Raw genomic sequence first — 26542 nt, 5'->3', positions numbered from 1 at the left:
TTATTATAAGAGAGCGATAAAGTTATCAATTGAATTTATATATTAATTGATAATTGAAAACTGTTAGCTAATATAAAGTATAGAAACTTTCGTTAAGAAAATTAAAATTTACATACATAAGGATTCAGCAATACATAAGAAAGTTTTGGAGGAACTATGAAGAAGAGATATCTAATTCCTATATTTATAACACTGGCAATAGCTTCAATATTTATAGGAGTTCAAAATATAACACTTACGGATATACTACAATGGAATCAAGATGAAATGAATATAATAATTTTAGCTAGATTACCACGTCTTATAAGTATAGTCGTAGCAGGAGTTGGAATGAGTGTTGGTGGAGTTATAATGCAACAAATTAGTAATAATAAATTTGTTTCTCCAGGCACAGCAGCTACGGTGGACTCTGCAAAGTTAGGAGTACTAGTATCTATGTTACTATTTTCATCAGCGACTTTAATGCAAAAGATGATAACAGCATTTATATTTGCTCTTCTTGGAACTTTTGTTTTCATGAAAATACTTAAAACTATAAAAATGAAAAATGTTATATTTATTCCTTTAGTAGGAATAATGGTAGGCAATGTTATAGGTTCTATGACTGATTTCTTTGCATATAAAAACAACCTAGTACAAAGTATGGGAACTTTCCTGCAGGGAGATTTCTCTATGATTATAAAAGGGAATTATGAACTATTGTATTTAACAATACCTCTACTAATAATAGCTTTATTATATGCTAATAAGTTTACAATTATAGGAATGGGAGAAGACATTTCTTCTAATTTAGGGCTTAACTATAATAGAGTTTCTAATATTGGAGTTGTAATAGTTGCGTTAATTTCAGCTTTAGTAGTAATAACAGTTGGAAATATACCGTTTATAGGACTTATAGTTCCTAATATAGTATCAATATTCAAAGGGGACAACCTTAGTAAAAATATATGGGATACAGCTTTATTTGGAGCTATATTTGTACTAGCCTGCGACATTATAAGTAGACTTGTTATTTATCCATATGAAGTACCTATAAGTCTTACAGTTGGAGTTATAGGAAGTGTCATATTCCTTTACCTGATATTTAGGAGGAATAGAAATGAAAGATAATAGAGATAAAAAGAAACTGTACATACTTGGAGCAATTGCAATAGCTGTTATCGGATTATTTTTATTCCAAGGATTAAATGCACGAAATTGGGATTATAACTTATCAAAGAGAATTCCTAAAGTTATAGCTATAGCAATTACTGGAGGATCCATTGCATTTTCATCTATGATATTTCAAACTGTAACCAGCAATAGGATTTTAACACCAAGCATATTAGGACTTGATTCACTATATATGTTTGTGCAAACAATATTAGTATTTCTATTTGGTGTATCAAGCATATTTATGACAAATAAAAATGTAAACTTCTTATTATCTGTAGGAGTAATGTTAATTGGAACTCTAATCTTATATAAATTGCTGTTTAAAAAGAATGGAAGAAATAATATCTTCTTTTTATTACTGGTTGGAACAGTTTTAGGGACTTTATTCAAGAGTATGACATCCTTTATGCAGGTTATGATTGATCCTAACGAATTTGAAGCGTTGCAGAGCAAAATGTTTGCTAGCTTTGCTAATGTTAATACAGACATATTATTAATATCTATAATAGCTATACTTATAATTTTTGTATCAGTTTATGATGATATTAAAAAGTTAGATGTGATGCTTCTAGGAAGAGATCAAGCAATAAACTTAGGAATAGATTTTGATAAGTTCTCTAGAAAAATATTATTAATTGTTGCTATATTAGTATCTATTTCTACAGCTTTAGTTGGTCAAATAACTTTCCTTGGACTACTAGTAGTAAATCTATCTTATCAGTTATTTAATACATATAAGCATAGTTATCAAATAATAGGAAGCATATTGATAAGCATAATCGCTTTAGTAGGAGGACAATTTGTAGTAGAGAGAATACTAAACTTTGGAAGTACAGTGAGTATAATAATTAATTTTATTGGTGGAATCTACTTTATATATCTTTTAATGAAGGAGGGCAAATAAATGATAGAAGTTAGAGAGATAGTTAAAAAATACGGAGATAAGGCAGTAGTAGACAAGGTGTCTTTAAATATAGAAAAAGGAAAAATTACTTCTTTCATAGGGCCTAATGGAGCAGGGAAGAGTACCTTATTATCAATGATATCTCGTATTATGAAAAAAGATGAAGGTCAAGTCATAATAGATGGTACAGAATTAGAAAAGTGGGACACTAAGGAACTTGCTAAAAAAATAGCCATACTTAAACAGTCCAACAATATAAATGTAAGACTGACTATAAAGGAAATAGTTAGCTTCGGACGCTATCCTCACTGTGAAGGCAGACTTACAAAGGAAGATATGAAGTATGTAGATGAAGCTATAGAATATATGCAACTTAAAGATATAGAAAATAGATATTTGGATGAGCTTAGTGGTGGTCAAAGACAAAGAGCGTATATAGCCATGGTAATTTCCCAAAATACTGAATATGTATTACTGGATGAACCACTAAACAACCTAGATATGAAACATTCAGTTCAAATGATGAAAGTTCTAAGAGGTCTAGCTGATGATCTTGGGAAAACTGTAGTAATAGTTATGCACGATATAAACTTTGCGTCAGTTTACTCAGATAAAATAGTTATTCTTAAGGATGGAAAGATAGTTAAGGATGATGTCACTGAAGCTATAATTTCAAAGGATGTTTTAGAAGATGTATACGAAATTGACTTTGATATTAAAAATATAAACGGAAACAACATCTGTGTATATTTCTAAGTGACACTCAAAATTTTATATTTTGTTAGTGGAACTTACTCATTCGAATGAATATGAGAAGGAGTTTCCTCAAGAGCGAAGCGAAAAGTTGCTTTAGCAATATAACTCAAAATTTTATATTTTGTTAGTAGAACTTACTCATTTGAACGAAGTGAAGAGGAGTGTCCCTACGAGCAAAGCGAGAAATAAAATCTATGATTTGGTTGGTCGAACTTAAGTGACCATTTAAGTCTATGATTTAATTATGTGAACTTACTCATTTTAAAAATGTAGGGAAAAGGAGTTTTATTTCAAATAGGTATGTGAGAAGGAATATCATTGAGAGGGAAGTGGGAAACCATGACATAGTAAAAATATAATTTCTTCTAATTAAGTAATTAAGGAAATTTATTTATAAATAAAAATAAATATTTAAGATATAAGGAAAAGCAATAATTAGGTATAAGTGAAAGGGATAGGTGAAATAAATGAATAAGAAAAAAGTTGGTATAATAGTTGGTGTTGCAATAGTTGCACTGGTTGGTGTATTTGCAGCTACAAAGCTAGGAAGTAAGGAAACAGGAGAAAAGAAAGGAGAAACTATAACAATAACTCATACAGCAGGAGAAACAGAAGTACCTAAAAATCCAAAGAAGATAGTAGTATTAGATTATGCATCTTTAGATATTATGGATTCAATGGAGATAGAAGGAGTAGTAGGATTACCACAAAAGAGCTTACCAACATATTTATCAGATTATAAAAGTGATAAATATGAGGACTTAGGAGGATTAAAGGAATTTAACTTAGAAAAAATTAATGAGTTAGATCCAGATTTAATAATTATAGAAGGTAGACAAGCTGATTATTACGATGAGCTTTCTGCTATAGCTCCAACAATACAATTGGGAACAGATTCTAAAAACTACTTAAAATCTTTAGAATCAAATGTAAACAAAATAGGAAAAATATTTGATAAAGAAGATGTAGCAACATCTAAATTAAAAGAACTTAATGAAAGAGTTGAAGTTGTCGGAAAAAAAGTAAAGGATAAAGGATCAAATGCTTTAGCGACTATCGTGACAGATGGATCTATGAGTGTATATGGTGCAGGATCAAGATTTTCAATTATATTTAATGAATTTGGATTTGTACCAACAGATGCTAATATAGAGGTGTCAAACCATGGCCAAAATATAACTTATGAATATTTATTAGCTAAGAATCCAGACTATCTTTTAGTAGTTGATAAAGCAGCAGGAACAAGTGGATCAGAAGATTATTCAGCAGCTAAAGAAGTAATAGAAAATGATTTAGTTAAAACTATAGATGCATATAAAAATGAGAATATAGTATATCTAAATTCTCAAGCTTGGTATGTTGGTGGAGCAGGACTAAAAGCAGCGGATTTAATTATAGAAGATATGGAAGCTATTGTGAAATAATAAAATTAAGTTTAAATAATTATTTGGCTTTAAAGGTCAAATAGTTATTTTTATATATGAAAATTTAAGTAGGAATATTTTGATAAAATTTAACCTGAATTATTCACAGATATAATAAAAACTATGCAGGGCATAGGATTATAACTCTGGTTGCTTTGATTTCTTTATATTCAGTTTTCAAAAATAATAATTATATATCTCTATAGCTTAATTTTTATAAATTAGATTAAAAGGTATGTTGACATAGAATATTAGAAGTAGTAAACTTGAACTAAGTTAGCTCTAGCTAACTTATATTTTTAAAGCAAAGTAAGCGATAGCTAACTTTATAAAATTATAAAATTTTAACACTTTAAATATATAACATTTTAACATTTTAGCATTTTAAAATTTTTCAATTCTAACATTTTAAAATTTTAAAATGCTANNACCCGCTCTAATACTCCCATCGTTGACTTATTATTTATTTTGAGATGCCTAAATAATATAAATCTTAGGAGGAAAAGAAATGAGTATAGTAATAATTGGTGGTCATGATAGGATGGTTTGTGAGTATAAAAAGATTTGTGATAAGTATAGCTGCAAGGCAAAGGTATTTACACAAATGCCAGGAAGATTTAAATCTCAAATAGGATGTCCAGATCTATTAATATTGTTTACTAATACAGTGTCCCATAAAATGATTGTTACAGCTATGCAAGAAGCCTCAAAAAAGAATATTAATGTAGCTAAATCTCATAGCAGTAGCTCTAGTTCTTTAAAGAGCATTTTAGACACTCATTGCTTAAACTGCTCAGGAGATTGTAAAAACTGCATAAATCATATCAATTAATAAGATAGTTTAATCTTTTAGCACTTTACACTGATGATAAAAATTACTGAAAGTGTTGTATTAATTTTCTGAATATGATACTTTTTTGTTATGGATATTATTAGGCATCTTCAAAAAATAAATAAGTCAGAATGCTCGTTTATTTTGTGTTATACTACGTCAACAGAACCCTCGTCTATTTTGTGTTATACTACGTCAACAGAACCCTTAGGTAGTGCTACTATCTACGGAACCTGTTTCCTTGTCTAANNTATTTATTTTCAGATGCCTTAGAAGGGTGGGATATAAAGTGAGTAATATTAGTAATCTTCAACAAGTAAAAGAAGTATCTTTAATAAATACTAATGACAAGAAATATTTAGCTTTCTTTAAGCAAATGGGGGAAAAATTATATCATGTATGTAGCTTAGAAGAAAAGTTAAATGATGAGTATTTTAAAGAAAAAGATTTTGATGAACTTTTAAAAGAAAATCATGAAATTTATAGCGATTTAGTAGGAGATAACTATAATACAAGTTATGGCAATCCAGACTATGTAGTGAAAGAATTAGGAAAAGAAATGGGTCAAGTAGCTACATATTTATATAACAGATTGCAAGGGGTTATATCTTTAGTATTTTCTCATAAGACAGAGAAGATAGAAAAACTACTACAATTATTAATAGATTCTTATGCCTATGTAGTTAAGTGTGGGGACAATGCTAATGGGCTAATAGAAATTATAGGAGATTTTGAAGTTAGCATTTTAGATATGGAAGCTGAAGAGAGAGTCCATAGCTTAGCAGTAGATGTTAAGAGTCATTACAAAACTATAGTAGAAGAAGCAAATCCTGAGGATTTAAGATATTTATTTAAATATGGAAAATATATAACTGATAACGAAATAAAAACAGCTAAATTTTTATCTACTTGTAAAGAAGTGAATAGGATAGCATATACCATGGTTAAGGGATATATGGACAGCTTTATAAGAGAAAAGAAGGATTATACTATTAAGTCTACAGTAAGAGTATTATATTTTGTTGGTCAAGAAGCTATTATGAGAGAAGTAATAAACGAATTTGGTAAATATAACTTAACTCCTGTACTTGCTACGGTAGAATCTACTGATGTAAATAAACAGTTTACTTATGATCATAGATTTGATAATGCCTTATTCTTTAATAAAAGCTTTGCAGAAACTAGGGAAGAAAAGTATGTAGCTACCTTTGAAGGATATAAGGAAGCACTGTCAAAATATTCTGGAATAGCAGTTTTTGAGGCTTTTGGAGAGGTTCCTTTTGCACCCGAAAGTAAGAGTACAGCTTTAAAATTAAGTGAAGAACAAAGTAAGATTTATCAAAACTCAGTAGTAAGACTTAGAAATATTCAAAATAATTATATGCCAGCCAGTGAGACTACTTTTACAATTATAGCTTTCCCTACTCCAGAAATAGGAGATAAATTTGAAGAAATTTTTGCTGATACTATGGAGATAAATACTTTGGATTCAGATAAGTGGGAAAGAATACAAAATGAAATTATAAAAGCATTAGATAAGGGTGACTTCATTCATGTCAAAGGCTGCAATGGAAATAGAACAGATATAAAGGTTAAGATGCAGGAAATTAGTAACCCAGAGAAGGAAACAAATTTTGAAAATTGCGTTGCTACTGTTAATATACCAGTAGGTGAGGTATTTACTTCTCCAGTACTAAAAGGAACAAATGGTACTTTACATCTAGAAGAGATATTTTTAGATAGTCTTAAATATATAAACTTAGAACTTGTATTTAAGGATGGATATATAGATGAATATAACTGTTCTAACTTTGAAGAAGAATCTAAGAATAAAAAATATATAGAAGAAAATTTACTATTCCCAAATAAAACTTTACCTCTTGGTGAGTTTGCAATAGGTACAAACACTTTGGCATATGTTATAGCACAAAAACACAATATAGTACCTATACTTCCTATTCTTATAGGAGAAAAGATGGGGCCACACTTTGCAGTAGGTGATACTTGTTATTCTTATAGTGAAGATGAAAAAGTATATAATCCTTTTGATGGAAAAGAAATAATTGCTAAGGATAATGAAAAATCTATTCTTAGAAAAACAGACATAGAGAATGCATATACTCAATGTCATACAGATATAACTATTCCTTATGATAAGTTAGAATTTATAAATGCTATAACAAAGGATGGACAGGTTATTGAAGTGATTAAAGATGGAAGATTTATATTAGATGGTACTGAAGAATTAAATGAACCTTTTAATGCAGAGGCTTAATAAGTTTTTATATAAATAGGGGGACAATCATGATTAATAATATTGATATTAAAAATAAAATGATAATAAAGTTAGATGATGAATTACCAGGAATGCCCAAGTTTCAAGAGGGCATAAGAAGAGCTCCGGATAGAGGTTATAGCTTAACACCTGCACAAACTGAAGTTGCTCTCAAAAATGCTTTAAGATATATTCCAGAGAATCTTCATGAAAAGCTAGCTCCAGAATTTATGGAAGAGCTTATGACAAGAGGAAGAATATACGGGTATAGATTTAGACCAGAAGGAAAATTAAGTGGTAAGTCTATAGATGAATATAAAGGAAACTGCATAGAGGGTAAGGCATTCCAAGTTATGATAGATAATAACTTAGATTTTGATGTGGCATTATACCCATATGAGCTTGTTACCTATGGGGAAACAGGACAGGTATGCCAGAACTGGATGCAATATAGACTTATTAAAAAATATTTAGAAAATATGACTGATGAGCAAACTCTAGTAGTAGAAAGTGGACACCCACTAGGTTTATTTAGAAGTTCCAAAACAGCTCCAAGAGTAATAACTACTAACGGTCTAATGATAGGTATGTTTGATAATCCAGAAGATTTCCACTTAGCAACTCAACTAGGAGTAGCTAACTATGGACAAATGACAGCTGGTGGTTGGATGTATATAGGACCTCAAGGTATAGTTCACGGTACATTTAACACTATAATAAATGCAGGAAGGTTAAAACTTGGAGTAGCTGAAGACGGAGATTTAAGAGGTAAGATATTTGTAACTTCTGGTCTTGGAGGAATGAGTGGTGCTCAACCTAAAGCTATTGAGATAGCTAACGGAGTTGGAATCGTAGCAGAGGTTGACTATTCAAGAATTAAAACAAGACTTGACCAAGGTTGGGTTTCAATGGCATCAAGCGACTTAAAAGAAGTTGTAACTGTTGCTCAGGAGAAGGCTAAAAATGGAGAGACTATTTCTATAGCATATCATGGAAACATCGTAGATTTACTTGAATATATTTTAGAAAATGATATTCATATAGATTTATTATCAGATCAAACTTCCTGTCACGCTGCTTACGAAGGAGGATATGCACCAGTAGGAATTTCTTTTGAAGAAAGAACTAGACTATTAAAAGAAGATAGAGAAAAATTCAAAGGGCTTGTAGACATAACTTTATTAAAGCACTATGACATAATTAAGAAGTTAGTAGCTAAAGGTGTTTATTTCTTTGATTATGGTAACTCCTTCATGAAGGCAATCTATGATGCTGGTGGAAAAGACATAGCTAAAAATGGTGTAGATGAAAAAGATGGATTTATTTATCCTTCTTATGTTGAAGATATTATGGGACCTATGTTATTTGACTATGGTTATGGACCATTTAGATGGGTATGCTTAAGCCATAAACATGAAGATTTAATAAAAACAGACCATGCTGCAATGGAATGTATTGATCCAAATAGAAGAGGACAAGATAGAGATAACTACATTTGGATTAAAGATGCTGAAAAGAACAAATTAGTTGTTGGTACAGAAGCTAGAATATTATATCAAGATGCACAAGGTCGTATGGATATAGCTCTTAAGTTTAATGAATTAGTGAGAAATGGCGAAGTTGGACCAATTATGCTTGGAAGAGATCATCATGATGTAAGTGGTACAGATTCTCCATTTAGAGAAACTTCTAATATAAAAGATGGAAGTAACATGATGGCTGAAATGGCAATCCAATGCTTTGCTGGAAATGCAGCAAGAGGAATGAGTCTAATTGCTCTTCACAATGGTGGAGGAGTTGGAACAAGTAAGTCAATTAATGGAGGCTTTGGATTAGTTCTTGATGGTAGCGAAAGAGTTGATAACATTATAAAATCATCTATGGCGTGGGATGTTATGGGAGGCGTTGCTAGAAGAGCTTGGGCAAGAAATCCACATTCTATAGAAACTAGTATGGAGTACAATGAGAAGAATCAAGGTACAGACCACATAACTCTTCCATATATACCAAAGGATGAATTAATAAAGGATGTTATTAAAAAAGCTTTAAATAAATAGAACTAACATGAACTGTATAAAACAATAAAGTTAGAGATAGAAATAAATAAAAAATAAAAACAATAAGAGAAGAAAATAGAATAGTTCTATTCGAGTGTATAGGTATTAATTAGTTAAACTATGCACTCGATTTTTATTATCTATAAAATTATTAGCTTTTAAAATAAAATTGGTTCTAAGTTAAAATTTATTTCGTATATTTCTATATAAATGGTATTTAAAGTATAAAATTAAAAGAAAAGCCAGAGATTTAAATGAAGTGAAAACAATGTTTGAATATTGTATACACATAGATAGATAATATTGAATATAAAATTTACAAGTAGTATAATAATTAGGGTGTTGAAATTAAAAGTGAGGGGAGTTAATGTTGATTTATAAAAAAGGACATAAAAAAATGAATAAAAAAATGCTACTCAGTATATTAGCAACATTAATTGCTGCCTTTTTTGTTTTGGTTGGATGTAATTCTAAAGACAAAGAAAAAGAAGATGAACAAGATGTTGTAGGTAATTATACAAGTGCATTATTAGAACGAAATAATAATATATATATTTTTGATGAAGATGAAGAATATTTGGAAGGTATTGGAGATTTATCTAGACTAAAGGAGCTTGCAGCTTTAAGTGATGATTCGAGCATGGTAGCTTTTAAATATTTAGATGAGAAAGATAAAATTAATATATATAACATGAGAGATGAAGAATATAAAGTATTAAAAGTAGAAAATATAGATAAAAATCAAATCTCTAATATATCATGGATAAATAACAAGTTAGTAGTTCAGTTAAGTGTAAATCCTACCACTAGCAAATATTTAATTTATGATGGTGATACTTTAGAGCTTTTAAATTCTTGCGAAGGAATTCTAATAGATATTCTTGATAATGGAAGTACTCTAGTTTATGGAAAAACCAGTAACGGAATTACTACAATATACTTTAATGATGTAAAGGTAGTAACCCTAGACAATAAAGGAGAGGTTTTATTAAAGGGAAAGGTATCTCCAAATAGAGATGAATTAGCTTTTATTACCTTTATCTTTGATAAAGAAAAGGGTAAACAATATGAGTATTTATATAGAGGAAAAATTGAAGATGGTAAGGTAAAAGATGTATTAAAGACTATTAAACCTTATGAAATAAATGGAGAAATAGTATATGAAGGTAATGAGCTATTCATATGTGGTGAAAGAGAAAGTTATTTAGTAAAGAACGAAAAGTTTGTTAAGAAAGAAAATGAAGAATTAAATAAAAAGCTAGATGAAAATTCTCGAAAGCTTAAAACTATACTTAAGAATACCTTTGAAAGCGAAAATATTAATGAAAATCTATCATGGAATGAAATAGGAGTTTATAATATTACCTGGTTTGCCAGGTAATATTTTTTTGTCTATATAAAATTCCATTAGGATAGCTCCGGTGATTTTAACCTTTAGTTATTTCGAATTTAATTAAGTGTTGATATATGTAAAGAGTTTATGTAATAAATGCTTAAATTTATATAAAATCTATTATAGCACTTAAACTAAATAGGTAAACAAATTGTATATTTTTTTAAAAGATTATATTAATGATAAATATATTGACACGCTCTTATGGCTTCAATATAATTAACGATGAAAATAGATAATTGACATTAATGAAGGAATATTGGGAGGAATTTTAATGGATAAGAAAATGCTTTCACCTGAAGAAATTACTACCTATGTAGAAGAGGTTGGAGTAAAAAAAGCTAACAATAAATGTGTACAAACTCTTTTATTAGGAATTCTAGCAGGAGTATTCATAGCTTTAGGTGCCTATGCATCGTCAGTTGCATCACACGGAGTAAGTGATCCAGGATTACAAAAGGTTGTAGCAGGTACAGTATTCCCTATCGGACTAATATTAGTATTAATATGTGGATCAGAGTTATTTACAGGAAATGCATTATTAAGTATAGCTTGGGCTGAAAAGAAGATAACAACAGGTCAAATGCTTAGAAACTGGGCTATTGTTTGGGTAGGTAATTTTATAGGAGCTGTACTTGTAGCAATATTAGTTTTTTCAGCGGGGCTTTTAACAACAGGAACTGTTGGAGGATATGCTGTTAAGGTAGCAGCTACAAAGGCTAGTATAGGATTTGGACCTGCTCTTGCAAGCGGAATATTATGTAATATAATTGTTTGTCTAAGTGTATGGGGTACCTATGCATCTAAAGATGTAATGGGAAAGATCTTTATGGGATTTTTCCCAATATTCGCTTTTGTTATAGCGGGGTTTGAGCACTGTGTAGCTAATATGTATTACTTCTCAATAGGATTGCTTGCAAAAATGAATCCAGCCTTCGTTGAGGCATCTCATGTATCTGCTGAAAAGCTAGATAACTTAACTGTAGGTGGAATTTTAAATAATCTAATACCTGTAACTATTGGTAATGTCATTGGTGGGGCAGTTTGTGTTGGATTAGTTTATTGGTTTATATATAGAAAATGTAATAAAAAGAACATTGAAGTAAAAGAAAAGAGAAAATTGTCAGCATAAAAATACTTTAAAAGGGGCTTTCGCAAAAAAAGCTAATCTAAATAAATATTGAATAAGCACTTATATTATTAACGCTCAGCCACTTCGGAATATTGATTTACTAGAGCATTTATTCAAAATCTACAACACAACAACTCNNTTAGAAGAACTAAGTTCGAATAACTAAATCAAAGATTTAGATTCTTACTTATGCAAATGGCATTCGCTAGCAATAATATTAAAGTAAATTTTCAATATTTTATATAAGATTAGTAATATATTTTGTGAAAGCCAATTTTTATAATAAAATCGCATATATTAAGTATAGCTTATACTGTTCCGTATTAATAAATTTACTATATAAATATTATGAAACTGAAATATTTTTATACTAAGAAAATTAATGATATTAAGAATATGAATAAAAGGATATTAGGCTGTAAAAAAATATATTAATTTGTAAAAATCTATTTAATATTTAAAATACATAATATAGAATAGATATATAAATAAAAATATTGCTTAAATATGGGAGGGTTATATGATAAATAAAAGAAAAATTATAAGTGGAATTGTAGCTTTAAGTATATTAGGTACAGTAGCTTTTGGATTTAATAATAGAGTAGATGCAGATGCAGTAAAAATAAGATTAGGTGGAAGTACAAGATATGAAACGGCGGTTGAAACATCTAAAAATGGGTGGTCTAGTGGAAGTAATACCATTGTATTAGTTAGTGGAGCAGACTACCCTGATGCATTAAGTGCAGCACCTTTGGCAAAAAAGTATGATGCACCTATACTATTAACAGAAAATAACTCGTTACCAGTAGTGGTATCAAAAGAAATAAGTAGATTGAAACCATCAAAAGCATACATAGTTGGTGGAGATGCAGTTGTATCTAAAAATGTGGAGTCACAATTAAATGGAATGGGAATTAGTGTTCAAAGATTAGGAGGAAGTACAAGATTTGAAACTGCAGTTAATGTGGCCAAGCAAGTTGGTACGTCTAATGGGATTGTTTTAGCCTCTGGAAGAAATTTTGCAGATGCACTATCTGTAGCTCCGGTAGCAGCTCAATTAGGAATGCCTATATTATTAACAGATAAAGATGAATATGATAGTTTAAATAAAAGCTTTGTACAAAGCAACAATATACCAGTAACCTATGTAGTAGGTGGTGATGGAGTAATATCAAATGCAAATATGAAAAACTATAAAAATCCTATTAGAGTAAGTGGAAATGATAGATATGAAACTAATGTAGCAGTTTTAAATACATTTCAGGATAGCATTGATTTCAGCAAAATATATGTAGCATCAGGAAGTGATTTTCCGGATGGATTAGTTGGAGCGCCTATAGCTGCGTTAACATCTTCCCCGATAATTCTTATGGAGGAATCAGGAACTTATTATCCTAAGGTTTTAGAAAGAATAAAGGGAGTAAAATCTGATCAAGTATTAGTTTTAGGGGGAACTGGAGTAGTTAGTGAGAGTATTGTAGATAAAATTTTAGAAGCAGTAAATTATGAGGAAAAATTTAAGGTTTTAAGTATAGAATAGTTCAAAAGTGGAGGATTTTAAAGTGAGAGCTATAGATGATGTACTTAAGGGCCTACCTTTAGGGGTGTCTGCTTTGGCAGAACAACAGGTTGATAATAGACGATTGACTTATATAATAATTAAAGATAATTTTAAGCATTTTTTATATTCGCCTAATGCTATGAAGTTTCATTTTAAAAGTGCTTATATAAAGAGTAATAAAGTAATTTCTGGACATTTAATTATAAAATTGAAAGATGACATAAGTGAAAAGCATTATCCTTTTCACTTTAATTATTATGATGAAAAAACATTAAGTCTAATTATAAATTTAAGCCATCAAAGAAAAGTATGCATTATAATTGCTAATAAGTATAATGAGTATAAAGTAGTTTGCTTTGAAAATAATTTAAAAAGATTTTTCAAAAGATATATATTTAATTGTATAAGATGTGGTTATCGTTGGAATGATGAAGAATATAAAATATCAATTAATAAACTTGTATCATCATTCTCTGATATAAATGAGTTATGGGACAAATTGGGTGGAGAGATAACAATGAATATCCTAAAAAAACAGTAAATTAGATATATTATATACGACAAAATTCGAAACTTATAAAAAACTTATACTGATTTTAAAAAAAATTCAAAAAAAGCATTGCATTTCTAAATTATTAGATTTATAATAATTACATAATAAATAATTTAATGAATTGTTTAAAAACTTAAAATAGAAGCATAAGTAGAGGCGCTTATGAATTGGTAGCTGATAAATGGCAAAGAGAATACCCTCTGATGTTACAGTGAATTATTTATAAGCCGAAAGGGTACATTGGTATTGTGTGCTGCTTGGGGGTAAAATACAAATTTTTACCACTGCCATATTTCATGGAGAGCTATTTATGGAATGAAAGATATTCATTACATGAGTAGGTCAGATAGATTAGTTATCTAAATGGTATTGAATATTTTCGATGCCATTTTTTATTTTATATACTTTAATACTATAAAGTTATACATAAAAAACAAAATTAAGTAAACGATTTGTTATAGGGGGAAAAGAAAATGAAATCAGTAATCAGATTAAGAATGAGTTCTCACGATGCACACTACGGTGGAAATCTAGTTGACGGAGCAAGAATGCTACAATTATTTGGAGACGTAGCTACAGAATTATTAATTCAAAACGATGGAGATGAAGGGCTATTTAAAGCTTATGAAAACGTAGAATTCATGGCGCCTGTATATGCTGGAGATTATATCGAAGCTGTTGGTGAAATCGTACACGTTGGAAACACATCAAGAAAAATGACTTTTGAAGCTAGAAAAGTAATAGTTCCAAGACCTGACATAAACGATTCAGCTTGTGATGTTTTAGAAGAGCCAATAGTTGTTTGTAAAGCAACAGGAATATGCGTAGTACCAAAAGATAAGAAAAGAAAGTAATTAAGTAATTAAGTAATTAAATGCAAGATTTCTTGCAACGATATTGTTAAAAATTTAACTAAACAAGGGGGATTTAAAATGGAAAAGTTAATAATTGCTGCAGCTATTTGTGGTGCAGAGGTTACTAAAGAACAAAATCCAAATGTTCCTTACACAGTAGAAGAGATTGGACAAGAAGCAGAAAAATGTTATAAAGCTGGAGCTAGTATAATTCATCTTCACGTTAGAAAAGACGATGGTACTCCAACTCAAGACAAAGATAGATTTGCAGCTTGCATAGCTGAAATTAAAAGAAGATGTCCAGACGTTATCGTTCAACCATCTACTGGTGGTGCTGTAGGAATGAGCAACGCAGAAAGACTTCAACCAGTTGATTTAAGTCCAGAAATGGCAACATTAGACTGTGGAACTTGTAACTTTGGTGGAGACGAAATATTTGTTAATACAGAGAACACAATCAAAGAATTCGGGGAGAAAATGATCGAGTTAAACGTTAAGCCTGAGATCGAAGTATTCGATAAAGGTATGATTGACATGGCGATCAGACTTCATAAAAAAGGATTTATAAAAGCACCAATGCACTTCAACTTCGTTATGGGAGTTAATGGTGGTATAAGCGCTGAAATAAGAGACTTTGTATTTATGAAAGATAGCATTCCAGCAGGAAGTACTTACACAGTATCAGGAATAGGTAGAAATGAATTCCCATTAGCTACAATGTCAATGATGGCAGGTGGACACGTAAGAGTTGGATTCGAAGATAACGTATACCTATCAAAAGGTGTTATGGCTGAAAGCAATGCTGACCTAGTTGAAAAAGCTGTAAGAATAGCTAAAGAATTAGGAAGAGAAATTGCAACTCCAGCAGAAGCAAGAGAAATATTAGGACTTAAAGCTTTATAATTTAGAGCATAATATAGAAGTTATTTTTAACATATAAGATTAAAAATATAATAAACAATATAAGTAGAAAAATTTTTAAGACTAAAGTAAAAGGAGTGTTTTTAATGAAAAAAGGATGTAAATATGGAACTCACAGAGTAATAACACCAGCAGGAGTATTACCACAACCAGCTTTAAAAATAGACAATACTATGGAAATATACGATAACGAAATACTTATCGATGTTCAAGCATTAAACGTTGACTCAGCAAGCTTTACACAAATCGAAGAAGAAGCTGGACATGATGTAGAAAAAATAAAAGCAAAAATCCTTGAAATCGTTGGAGAAAGAGGAAAAATGCAAAACCCTGTAACTGGTTCAGGCGGAATGCTTATCGGAAAAATCGCTAAAATAGGAGCTGCATTAGAAGGAAAAACTGATCTTAAAGTTGGAGACAAAATCTCTACATTAGTATCTCTTTCATTAACTCCACTTAAAATAGAAGAAATTATCGATATTAAACCTGACATCGATAGAGTAGAAATTAAAGGTCAAGCTATATTATTCGAAAGCGGATTATATGCTAAACTTCCAGAAGATATGGAAGAAACTTTAGCACTAGCTGCATTAGACGTTGCAGGAGCTCCAGCTCAAGTTGCTAAATTAGTTAGACCAGGACAATCAGTTCTTTTATTAGGAGCAGCAGGAAAATCAGGAATGTTATGTTGCTATGAAGCAGTTAAAAGAGTTGGACCAACAGGAAATGTTATTGGTTTAGTTAGAAACGAAGAAGAAGCTGCAAGATTAAGAAGATTAAACTTAAACATGAAAATAGTTATCGGAGATGCTACTAAAGCTATCGACGTAATGAACTTAGCTTTAGCTAACAACAACGGCGAAGAAGTTGATGTATCTATCAACATAGTTAACGTTCAAAACACAGAAATGTCAACTATATTACCAGTAAAAGATGATGGTATAGTTTACTTCTTCTCAATGGCTACAGCATTCACTAAAGCTGCTTTAGGAGCTGAGGGTGTAGGTAAAGACGTAACTATGATAGTAGGAAACGGATATACTAAAGGACATGCTGAAATAACTTTACAAGAGTTAAGAGAGAATGAAACTCTAAGAGCTATATTCCAAGAGTTATACGTTTAATACCATATTTAATACTAGATTTTAATAATATATTTTAATCAATTTATAAATTTATATATAAATGTATATATAAATGTATATATAAATATGAAATTATAGGGGGTACTAATAATGAATCCAACACGTAGAAAAGAATTATTTCCTAATGTTACTGACGAGCAATGGTTTGACTGGAAATGGCAAACAAAAAACAGAATCGAAACTTTAGAGGAATTAAAGAAATATATTCCACTAACTGCTGAAGAAGAAGAAGGAGCTAAAAAATGTCTTGAAACTTTAAGAATGGCTATAACTCCTTACTACTTATCATTAATCGATCCAAACAATGCTAATGACCCAGTAAGATTACAAGCTATCCCAACAGGATTAGAAGCTCATAAATCTGCTGCAGATTTAGAAGACCCACTACACGAAGATACAGATTCTCCAGTACCAGGATTAACTCACAGATACCCAGATAGAGTATTACTTCTTATAACTGACCAATGCTCTATGTACTGCAGACACTGTACAAGAAGAAGATTTGCAGGACAAAGCGATGACTGCATGCCAATGGAAAGAATAGATAAAGCTATAGAATATATCAGTAAAACACCAGTAATCAGAGACGTTCTATTATCAGGTGGAGATGCTTTATTAGTTGATGATTCAGTTCTTGAGTACATAATCAGCAAATTAAGAGCAATACCACACGTAGAAATAATCAGAATTGGTTCAAGAACACCAGTAGTTATGCCACAAAGAATTACTGATGGACTTGTAAATATGTTAAAGAAATACCACCCAATCTGGTTAAACACTCACTTTAACCATCCAAACGAAATCACAGAAGAGTCTAAAGCTGCATGTGAAAGAATGGCTAATGCTGGTATACCACTAGGAAACCAATCAGTACTTCTAAGAGGAGTAAATGACTGTGTTCACACAATGAAGCAATTAGTTAACGATTTAGTTAAAATGAGAGTTAGACCTTACTACATCTATCAATGTGACTTATCATTAGGACTAGAGCACTTCAGAACTCCAGTTTCTAAAGGTATCGAAATAATTGAAGGATTAAGAGGACATACTTCTGGATACTGCGTACCAACATTCGTTGTTGACGCTCCAGGCGGCGGTGGAAAAACTCCAGTTATGCCAAACTATGTAATTTCTCAAAGCCATGATAAAGTAATACTTAGAAACTTTGAAGGAGTTATAACTACTTACTCTGAGCCAACAAACTACACTCCAGGATGTACTTGTGATGTTTGCACAGGTAAGAAAACAGTTCATAAAGTTGGAGTTGCTGGATTATTAAACGGCGAGAAACTTGCTTTAGAGCCAACAGGACTAGAAAGAAACGAAAGACACGCTCACTAGAATCTAGTTAGAAGTGATCTTATGAATGAAATTTTAAAGTTATTAAAACCATACAAAAGTGTATCTATTATAGGTATGAATAAAAATGTTGGGAAAACTACGACTTTAAACCATATATTGAAGGAGGCTAGGGGCAACATGTCCCTTGGCCTAACTTCTATAGGAAGAGATGGTGAAGAGCTAGACAGAGTTACGGCTACAGAGAAACCCAAGATATATATTGAAAAGGGAACTGCAATTGCTACAGCCAAACAATGTCTTTTAAATAGTGATTTCACAAGAGAGATTGTAAGAACTACAGGAATAAATACTCCTATGGGAGAAGTTGTTATTTGTAAAGCCTTAAGCGATGGCTATGTGGATTTAGGAGGACCTTCCGTGAATTCATATATGACCAATATAAAAGATCAATTATTAAGTCTTCAGTGTGACCTTGTAATAGTAGATGGAGCTTTAAGTAGAAAAACCTTTGCTTCACCCGCCATAACAGAAGCGACAGTGTTATCTACAGGAGCCGCTCTATCAAGAAGTATGAAGACCGTCATAAGTGAGACAAAACATACTATGGATCTATTAAGTTTACCCCATGAGCAAGATAGGTCTATTTTAAATGTCGCAACAAAAATATGTGATTCAGGAACTATAGGCATCATATATAAAGATGGTACCTATAAAGTACTAGAGGTTTTAACTGCCTTAGAAGCTTCAAAAGAAATTGTAGAAGCTTTAAGTGAACAAGTATCCCATGTAGTTATTAAAGGTGCAGTATCTGACAAGCTTATTAAAAACATAATGACTTCTACTAACTTATATAAAAATATAACCTTTCTTGTGGAAGACGGTACGAAGCTATTTATAAGTAGTGAGAGCCTTTATAGATTTCATAGGCAAGGTGGAGTCATAAAGGTCCTAGATAAGATAACTGTGGTTTGTATAACTTCAAATCCAAAATCACCATATGGATATGAGTTTCCAAAAGAGGAATTCTTAAAGGGGCTTAGAGAAGCTGTGAATATTCCAGTATTTGATGTAGTAGGAGGGAAATAATATGAAGTTTTTAGACAATGAACAAAGAGCTCAAATAGGGTTTTCCTTTATTATGGATGAGCTGGGTATCATAACTCCTTATGGTACTGAGGAAAAGAAGCTAATAAAGCCTTTTAAAATTAATGAATATGATAAATTAGTAGAAGAACTTACTAATGTGGAACTAATGATGAACCATTTAAAGGAACATCAGAGTGAGTTTAACGCTATAGTAAGACTTCTACATAAGATTAAAGATATTAGAAACACATTAAGAAGAGCTGAAAAAGTAGAAGTTTTAGATGAAGTTGAGCTTTACGAAGTAAAATATGTATCCATGCTTTTAGAGGAGCTTAAAGAAGTTTTAGAAGAGATTAATCTATCTATAAGTAAAATTAGGCTTAATTCCTTAGAAGAAGTAATAGATATATTAGACCCAAGTAAGAAACGCTTATCTACATTCTATATTTATGAAGAATATAGCGAAAAACTTTCTCAGCTAAGAAAGCTAAAAGGTGAAAAGGAAAAGGCAATTTGTTGTTGCAATGATGAATCTCTCATTGAAACGTTGAAACAAGAGAGATTAGATATTGTTATTCAAGAGGAAGAAGAAGAGTTACATATAAGAAAAGAGCTTACTTCTAAATTGTCCTCCTTTAGTAAATATATATCTGAAAACTTAAAAGTTGTAGGCATACTAGATTTATTAATGGCAAAGGCAAGCATTGCTATGAAGTACAATTGTGTTAAACCTACTATAGTTAAAGATATGAATATTAATATAGAGGATGGAATCAATCCTGAAATTGAAGCAATCCTTAAGAAAAAAGGAAAATCATTCTCTCCTGTGAACATAGAGCTTTGTGGAGGAACTACGGTGATAACTGGAGCTAATATGGGAGGAAAGAGTGTAGCATTAAAGACTATTGTTTTAAACCTATTCCTTGGACAATTGGGCTTCTTTGTATTTGCTAAAAAGGCCACTTATCCAATATTAGATTTTATTCACTTTGTATCAGATGATATGCAGTCTATATCTAAGGGATTAAGTACCTTTGGAGCTGAGATAATTAAATTAAAAGAAGTAGTAGAGTGCGTAAAACGTGGAGATGGATTTGTAGCTCTTGATGAGTTTGCTAGGGGAACAAACCCTAAAGAAGGATTTTACCTTGTAAAATCTCTTGCAAATTATCTACAAAAATTTAACACTGCTAGCATAATATCTACTCACTATGATGGTGTAGTAGAGGAACATATGGTTCATTATCAAGTTGTAGGATTAAAAAACATAGACTTTGAGAAACTAAAATATAAGATTGATCTTAATAAAACTCATTCAGTTGAAATTATTCAAGAACATATGGAATATAAACTTGAAAGAGTATCTAAGATAAGTCAAGTACCTAAGGATGCGTTAAATATAGCGATGCTATTAGGATTAGAAAAAGACATAGTAAATATAGCAAAAACATATTATGAGGAGGAGCACAATGGAAAGTAAATTAAATTTAGATTTAAATCTAGTTGCTAAAGCTAGAGAATCAGCAAAGAACATAGCTAATGATACTCAACATTTTATAGACAGACATACTACAGTAGCTGTAGAAAGAACAGTATGTAGATTATTAGGGATAGACGGTGTAGATGAGTTTGGAGTACCACTACCTAACGTAGTTGTAGAAAACATCAAAGCTGGAAATGGATTATCTCTTGGAGTTGCTGCTTTAGTAGGAAATGCTATGGTTAACACTGGATTAGCTCCACAAGAAATAGCAGAAAAAGTAGCTAAAAATGAATTAGATTTAACAAAACTACCTATGAAAGATATGTTTGAAATAAAAATGGCAATTGAAAAAGTTGCTAAAGACATGGTAGCAACAATTAAAGCTAACAGAGGCGAGAGAGAAGCTTATCTTGAAAGATTTGGTGATAAAACAGGCCCATATCTATATGTTATCGTTGCTACAGGAAATATCTATGAAGATATAATCCAAGCTAAAGCTGCTGCAAAACAAGGTGCAGACGTTATAGCTGTTATCAGAACAACAGGACAAAGCTTACTTGACTACGTTCCATACGGAATAACAACTGAAGGATTCGGAGGAACTTTTGCTACTCAAGAAAACTTCAGACTTATGAGATCAGCTTTAGACGAAATTGGAGAAGAATTAGGAAGATACATCAGATTATGTAACTACTGTTCTGGATTATGTATGCCAGAAATTGCTGCTATGGGAGCTATAGAAAGACTTGACGTAATGCTTAACGATGCATTATACGGAATTCTTTTCAGAGATATCAACATGCAAAGAACTCTAGTTGACCAATACTTCTCAAGAATAATCAATGGTTTTGCTGGAGTAATAATCAACACTGGTGAAGATAACTACTTAACAACTGCTGATGCTGTTGAAGAAGCTCACACAGTTCTTGCATCTCAATTCATCAACGAGCAATTTGCTTTAACTGCAGGACTTCCAGAAGAGCAAATGGGTCTAGGTCACGCATTTGAAATAAATCCAAATGTTGAAAATGGATTCCTTTATGAGCTTGCTCAAGCACAAATGGCTAGAGAAATATTCCCTAAAGCACCACTTAAATATATGCCTCCAACTAAGTTCATGACAGGAGATATATTCAAGGGTCAAGTACAAGATGCATTATTTAACATGGTTACAATAATGACTAGTCAAAAATTACACTTATTAGGAATGTTAACAGAAGCTATACACACTCCATTTATGAGTGATAGAGCACTATCTATTGATAATGCACAATATATATTCCACACAATGAAAGATCTTGGTTCTGAAATTACGTTTAAAAAAGGCGGAATAATGGAAACAAGAGTTGACGAAGTTCTAGGAAAAGCTGCAGATCTATTATCTGTAATAGAAAAAGAAGGTTTATTCAGTACTTTAGAGCAAGGTAAATTTGCAGGTATTAAGAGACCTCTAAACGGTGGAAAAGGATTAGATGGAGTTGTTGAGAAGGAAGCTAACTACTTCAACCCATTTGTAGATTTAATGTTAGGAGGAAACAGATAATGAGTGGTGGATTATATTCAACAGAAGTTAGAGATTACGATACTAATTTAGATCTTACTAAGCTTAAACCTTACGGAGATACTATGAACGATGGAAAGGTTCAAGTGAGTCTTACTTTACCAGTTCAAGATGATGAAAGAGGAGTAGAAGCTGCTATTCAACTTGCAAAATCAATGGGACTTAAAGATCCAAACGTTGCTCATCATGGAGCATTAGATAAAGAATTCACATTCTATGTAGTATATGGTTCATTAACTCACACAGTTAACTATGAAGAAATTCATGTTCAAACTGTAGAAGTAGATACTATGTCTATGGCAGAAGTTGGAGAATATGTACAAGAAAACATCGGAAGAGATGTAGTTATTATAGGAGCTTCAACAGGAACAGATGCTCACACAGTTGGAATAGATGCTATCATGAACATGAAAGGTTTCGCTGGTCACTATGGTCTTGAAAGATACAAAGGTATCGAAGCATACAACCTAGGAAGCCAAGTAGAAAACGAAGAATTCATTAAGAAAGCTATCGAATTAAAAGCTGATGTTCTTCTAGTATCTCAAACAGTTACTCAAAAGGATGTACACATCCAAAACCTTACTAACCTTGTAGAGCTTTTAGAAGCAGAAGGTATAAGAGATAAAGTTGTATTAATCTGTGGTGGTCCAAGAATAACTCACGAACTTGCTAAAGAATTAGGATACGATGCAGGATTCGGACCAGGAAAATATGCAGATGACGTTGCTAGCTTTGCTGTAACTGAAATAGTTGAAAGAAAATTAGTTTAATCTTAAAATTTAATGTCTAAAGTCAAGTTTAATGTTTATATGTTTATTAGTTTAGGGATAAAAGAAACTAAAGGGTTACGTGAAACAAAATTATAGGGTTATAAGTAGAATGAAGAAATTCATTCTACTTTTAATTTTTACTCCAAATCTATGATTTGGTTAAGTAAAAATTACTCATTCGAACGCATGTGAGAAGGAGTTTCCTCGAGAGCGAAGCGAAAGGTCACCTTTGGTGACATACTCCAAATCATAGATTTGGCTAAGTGAAAATTAAGTAAGAATCTAAATCTTGATTTAGTTATTCGAACTTACTCCTTAGAATGCATGTGAAAAGGAGTTACCTACTAAAATATGAATATGAGAAGGAGTTTCCTTAAGAGTGAAGCGACAAAGTCACTTTTGGTGACATTACTCCAAATCACTCCACGCTTTAACACATATATAATCACATTACTAAAAGAGACTATTTCCCCAAAATCCCCATGAATATATCAACTACTTAAAAAGCTAACTATTTAAAAAGTTTAATATATAACTATTTTAAATCTTGGCTCTGTTTTAAACCAGTATTGATAATAGAACGTATAAAAGTGAACAAATTAATTTGTCCACTTTACTTCTAATCTTAATAATTTAAGATTGTTCATAAATTCTAATTGATAAATTGGAATTTATATATTTAGGTTATCTTCAAACTGAGTACAATAAAAATCAAAACTAATCAAAAAACTTCCCCTTATAAAAATTCTCATTGTCAAGTTTCTTTGCTGTCAGCCTGAACATGACGCAGCCATCTGGGCATACAATCTCCTTGCTATATTTACCATTGCCACCAATGTTCTCTAAATCTCCGCCACTTCTGACCGACTCCATGATTGGGAACATAATCATCATAACCTTGGAACAGATACCCTGTCCATCCGAATTTATGGGACAGCCATAGGTGCAGGTATACTTATCCCCCACTTCCTCGCCGTTTCGGCAGTACCGCTCTGTATGGTCACTGCGAAGAAACCCAGCGACCTCAATTTCAAATTTGTACTCCTCATCATACCATTTTTTCATGATTAACCTCCAAATTCTAATTTATCGAGCAGTTTAATAAACAACTCACTCGCATAATAATACGATTGTTCAATACTTTATATTCTTATTATACATAATTTATGGATTATAATTTCAGAAATTATGTTAATAAAATCAAGCTTATACAAATATTGGTTGTATTCTCTTAAAATCCTTTACCATAGTATAGCTATGAGGTATATTACTGTGAACTATAAAGTTTTTAGTTTTTACAGTTTCTTTATCTGTGCTAAATGTATTTATCCACTTATTCCATTTAAGGTAGTTATTTAGATATTTTGTTGCAACTCCATTAAACCTACTCATCCTAAAATTGATTATATTTATATTACAACCCATTTTAATAAAAGTATCACAAATCAACATTCATTTAAAATAGAGCCTAAATTTTAAAATGTTTCTTATTTAGATATTTAAAAAGTTCTCTAGTTCCCCTATATAAATAGTCACATGACAACAGATATATGAACTATATAGTAAATTATAGGTATTTGATTAAAGAAATAAAGATTCATTTATTCTAAAAGATAAAATTATATATTTATAATCCTAATTCAATAATATTGTATGCATACAGAAAAGATAAAAAATACTATTTTAAATAATTGTATTGATTAATTATGAATATTATGGAATAATTGTATTGTAAATATGAAAAATATAGATACAAAATATGCATACAATTTTATTTTGTATTGAAATATGAGGGGGAATATAAATGAATAAAAGATTAGAACTAAACAAAAACCTTGCAGAAATGCTAAAGGACGGAGTAATAATGGATGTAGTTAATGCTGAGGAAGCTATAATTGCAGAAAGAGCAGGAGCAGTTGCTGTAATGGCTTTAGAGCGTGTACCTTCTGATATTAGAAAGCAAGGTGGAGTTGCTAGAATGTCAGATCCTAAGATGATAAAGGAAATTCAAGAGGCTGTATCCATTCCAGTAATGGCAAAGGTAAGAATAGGTCATTTTGTAGAAGCGCAAATATTAGAGGCTATTAAAATTGATTATATAGATGAGAGTGAAGTATTAACTCCAGCTGATGACTTATTCCACATAGATAAAGAAAGTTTTAAAGTACCTTTTGTATGTGGAGCTAGAAACTTAGGAGAAGCTTTAAGAAGAATAGGTGAAGGAGCTTCCATGATAAGAACTAAGGGCGAGGCTGGTACTGGAGATGTTGTAGAAGCAGTAAGACATATGAGAACTATGATGAGTGAAATAAGAAAGGTACAAAATACTCCAAAGGAAGAGCTTATGACTATAGCTAAAGAGATGGGTGCACCTTATGATTTAATAGCTTATGTTCACGAAAATGGAAAGCTTCCAGTAGTTAACTTTGCTGCTGGTGGAGTAGCTACACCAGCCGATGCAGCTTTAATGATGCAACTTGGAAGTGATGGAGTTTTTGTTGGCTCTGGTATATTTAAATCAGCAGATCCAGAAAGGAGAGCCAAGGCTATAGTACATGCTGTAGCAAACTATAATAATCCAGAAGTTTTAGCTCAAGTTTCTGAGGATTTAGGAGAGGCTATGGATAGTATAAACACTAAAGATCTACCAGACGGTAAACTATATGCATCAAGAGGATGGTAATACAATGATAACCATAGGTGTATTGGATTTACAAGGAGCTGTAAAGGAGCATGTAGAAAGAATTAATGAACTAGGTGGAGCTAAAGCTTTAAAAGTGAAGAATGTAGCTGACTTAGAATCTATAGATGGACTTATAATTCCTGGTGGTGAGAGTACAACCATAGGAAAGCTACTAAGAGATTTCGGTATGCTTAATCCATTAAAAAAGAAGATTGAAAGTGGTCTACCTGTATGGGGAACTTGTGCAGGCATGATAATTCTCGCTAAATCCATTATAGGAAGCGATTATAACCATTTAGGAGTCATGGATATAGAAGTGAGAAGAAATGGATATGGATCGCAATTAGATAGTTTTATAATTAATGAAATTGTTGAAGGTGTAAGTAATGAGGAAATTCCTCTAGTATTTATTAGAGCGCCTTATGTTGAAAAGGTACATGAAGATGTACAGGTGTTATGTAAATTGAAGGATAAAATTGTAGCCTGTAGACAAGGAAATATGCTAGCAACCTCATTTCATCCAGAGCTAACTAAGGATTTAACTATGCATAAATATTTCTATAATATGTGTATGGAGAATTTAAATTTAAAAGAAGCTTTAAAATAAGATAGTTTCTATAAAATATTGAGGCTTTCGTAAAATATATTACTAATCTTATATAAGATATTGAGCATGCACTTTAATATTATTGTTA

22 protein-coding genes, 1 pseudogene and 1 riboswitch are annotated in these 26542 nt (G+C 31.2%); of the genes and pseudogenes, 21 read left to right on the top strand and 2 right to left on the bottom strand.

Annotated features, from left to right (window positions below):
• The first annotated feature begins 156 nt into the window (after positions 1–156).
• From B3W71_RS06315 to B3W71_RS06225, 19 genes are all read left to right on the top strand, one after another.
• Positions 157–1110: an ABC transporter permease gene (locus B3W71_RS06315; protein WP_346888095.1), complete on the top strand. Its 954-nt coding sequence runs from the start codon at positions 157–159 to the stop codon at positions 1108–1110.
• Positions 1100–2059, top strand: a complete 960-nt coding sequence (locus tag B3W71_RS06310; RefSeq protein ID WP_346888094.1) for an iron chelate uptake ABC transporter family permease subunit — start codon at positions 1100–1102, stop codon at positions 2057–2059. Before B3W71_RS06315 ends, B3W71_RS06310 begins: the two co-directional genes overlap by 11 nt.
• Complete coding sequence (locus B3W71_RS06305; protein WP_346888093.1) at positions 2060–2815, top strand: ABC transporter ATP-binding protein; 756 nt, start codon at positions 2060–2062, stop codon at positions 2813–2815. It abuts the gene before it with no gap.
• Between the two features lie 467 nt (positions 2816–3282).
• Complete coding sequence (locus B3W71_RS06300) at positions 3283–4239, top strand: siderophore ABC transporter substrate-binding protein (protein WP_346888092.1); 957 nt, start codon at positions 3283–3285, stop codon at positions 4237–4239.
• A 508-nt stretch (positions 4240–4747) separates the two neighbouring features.
• Positions 4748–5071, top strand: coding sequence for a DUF2325 domain-containing protein (locus B3W71_RS06295; RefSeq protein ID WP_346888091.1), 324 nt, complete (start codon positions 4748–4750; stop codon positions 5069–5071).
• Positions 5072–5360: 289 nt separating this feature from the next.
• Positions 5361–7346 carry an aminopeptidase gene (locus tag B3W71_RS06290; RefSeq protein ID WP_346888090.1) on the top strand — a complete coding sequence of 662 codons (1986 nt, stop codon included), beginning with the start codon at positions 5361–5363 and terminating at the stop codon, positions 7344–7346.
• 29 nt (positions 7347–7375) lie between these two features.
• Positions 7376–9403, top strand: coding sequence for a urocanate hydratase (locus tag B3W71_RS06285; protein ID WP_346888089.1), 2028 nt, complete (start codon positions 7376–7378; stop codon positions 9401–9403).
• A 370-nt stretch (positions 9404–9773) separates the two neighbouring features.
• Complete coding sequence (locus B3W71_RS06280) at positions 9774–10784, top strand: hypothetical protein (RefSeq protein ID WP_346888088.1); 1011 nt, start codon at positions 9774–9776, stop codon at positions 10782–10784.
• Positions 10785–11070: 286 nt separating this feature from the next.
• Positions 11071–11928 (top strand): formate/nitrite transporter family protein, encoded by an 858-nt coding sequence (locus B3W71_RS06275; RefSeq protein WP_346888087.1) that lies wholly within the window; start codon positions 11071–11073, stop codon positions 11926–11928.
• Between the two features lie 520 nt (positions 11929–12448).
• Positions 12449–13468: a cell wall-binding repeat-containing protein gene (locus B3W71_RS06270; protein ID WP_346888086.1), complete on the top strand. Its 1020-nt coding sequence runs from the start codon at positions 12449–12451 to the stop codon at positions 13466–13468.
• A gap of 22 nt (positions 13469–13490) precedes the next feature.
• Positions 13491–14030, top strand: coding sequence for a hypothetical protein (locus tag B3W71_RS06265; protein ID WP_346888085.1), 540 nt, complete (start codon positions 13491–13493; stop codon positions 14028–14030).
• A 155-nt stretch (positions 14031–14185) separates the two neighbouring features.
• Positions 14186–14357, top strand: a riboswitch (Lysine riboswitch).
• A 158-nt stretch (positions 14358–14515) separates the two neighbouring features.
• Positions 14516–14896 carry a hotdog domain-containing protein gene (locus B3W71_RS06260; RefSeq protein WP_346888084.1) on the top strand — a complete coding sequence of 127 codons (381 nt, stop codon included), beginning with the start codon at positions 14516–14518 and terminating at the stop codon, positions 14894–14896.
• Positions 14897–14974: 78 nt separating this feature from the next.
• Positions 14975–15799 carry a 3-keto-5-aminohexanoate cleavage protein gene (locus B3W71_RS06255; RefSeq protein WP_346888083.1) on the top strand — a complete coding sequence of 275 codons (825 nt, stop codon included), beginning with the start codon at positions 14975–14977 and terminating at the stop codon, positions 15797–15799.
• Positions 15800–15903: 104 nt separating this feature from the next.
• Complete coding sequence (locus B3W71_RS06250; protein WP_035130522.1) at positions 15904–16941, top strand: L-erythro-3,5-diaminohexanoate dehydrogenase; 1038 nt, start codon at positions 15904–15906, stop codon at positions 16939–16941.
• A gap of 111 nt (positions 16942–17052) precedes the next feature.
• Positions 17053–18303: a lysine 2,3-aminomutase gene (gene ablA, locus B3W71_RS06245; protein WP_346888082.1), complete on the top strand. Its 1251-nt coding sequence runs from the start codon at positions 17053–17055 to the stop codon at positions 18301–18303.
• A gap of 21 nt (positions 18304–18324) precedes the next feature.
• Positions 18325–19350, top strand: coding sequence for a hypothetical protein (locus tag B3W71_RS06240; RefSeq protein ID WP_346888081.1), 1026 nt, complete (start codon positions 18325–18327; stop codon positions 19348–19350).
• 1 nt (position 19351) lies between these two features.
• Positions 19352–20830: a MutS-related protein gene (locus tag B3W71_RS06235; protein WP_346888080.1), complete on the top strand. Its 1479-nt coding sequence runs from the start codon at positions 19352–19354 to the stop codon at positions 20828–20830.
• Positions 20820–22376 carry a lysine 5,6-aminomutase subunit alpha gene (locus tag B3W71_RS06230; protein ID WP_346888079.1) on the top strand — a complete coding sequence of 519 codons (1557 nt, stop codon included), beginning with the start codon at positions 20820–20822 and terminating at the stop codon, positions 22374–22376. The genes B3W71_RS06235 and B3W71_RS06230 overlap by 11 nt, the downstream gene beginning before the upstream one ends.
• The gene (locus B3W71_RS06225) at positions 22376–23164 is read left to right on the top strand and encodes an OAM dimerization domain-containing protein (RefSeq protein WP_346888078.1); all 789 of its coding nucleotides are present in this window, start codon (positions 22376–22378) and stop codon (positions 23162–23164) included. The genes B3W71_RS06230 and B3W71_RS06225 overlap by 1 nt, the downstream gene beginning before the upstream one ends.
• Positions 23165–23881: 717 nt before the next feature.
• Here B3W71_RS06225 and B3W71_RS06220 read toward each other — a convergent pair.
• Positions 23882–24229, bottom strand: coding sequence for a TIGR04076 family protein (locus tag B3W71_RS06220; protein ID WP_346888077.1), 348 nt, complete (start codon positions 24227–24229; stop codon positions 23882–23884).
• Positions 24230–24370: 141 nt separating this feature from the next.
• Positions 24371–24556 (bottom strand): annotated as a pseudogene (locus tag B3W71_RS06215) (IS1595 family transposase); the annotation flags it as partial.
• A 412-nt stretch (positions 24557–24968) separates the two neighbouring features.
• Between B3W71_RS06215 and pdxS the strand changes: the two are divergent.
• On the top strand, positions 24969–25847 hold the full coding sequence (gene pdxS / locus B3W71_RS06210; protein ID WP_346888076.1) for a pyridoxal 5'-phosphate synthase lyase subunit PdxS: 879 nt from the start codon (positions 24969–24971) through the stop codon (positions 25845–25847).
• Positions 25848–25851: 4 nt separating this feature from the next.
• Entirely contained in the window at positions 25852–26454 is a 603-nt protein-coding gene (gene pdxT / locus B3W71_RS06205; protein ID WP_346888075.1) for a pyridoxal 5'-phosphate synthase glutaminase subunit PdxT, read from the top strand.
• The last annotated feature ends 88 nt before the right edge of the window (positions 26455–26542 follow it).

The organism is Clostridium sp. UBA1056 (assembly GCA_002316385.1).
Classification (GTDB): Bacteria; Bacillota; Clostridia; order Clostridiales; family Clostridiaceae; genus Clostridium_J.
Note: the sequence above shows the minus strand (reverse complement) of the source record. Positions and strands in the feature narration are given on the sequence as shown.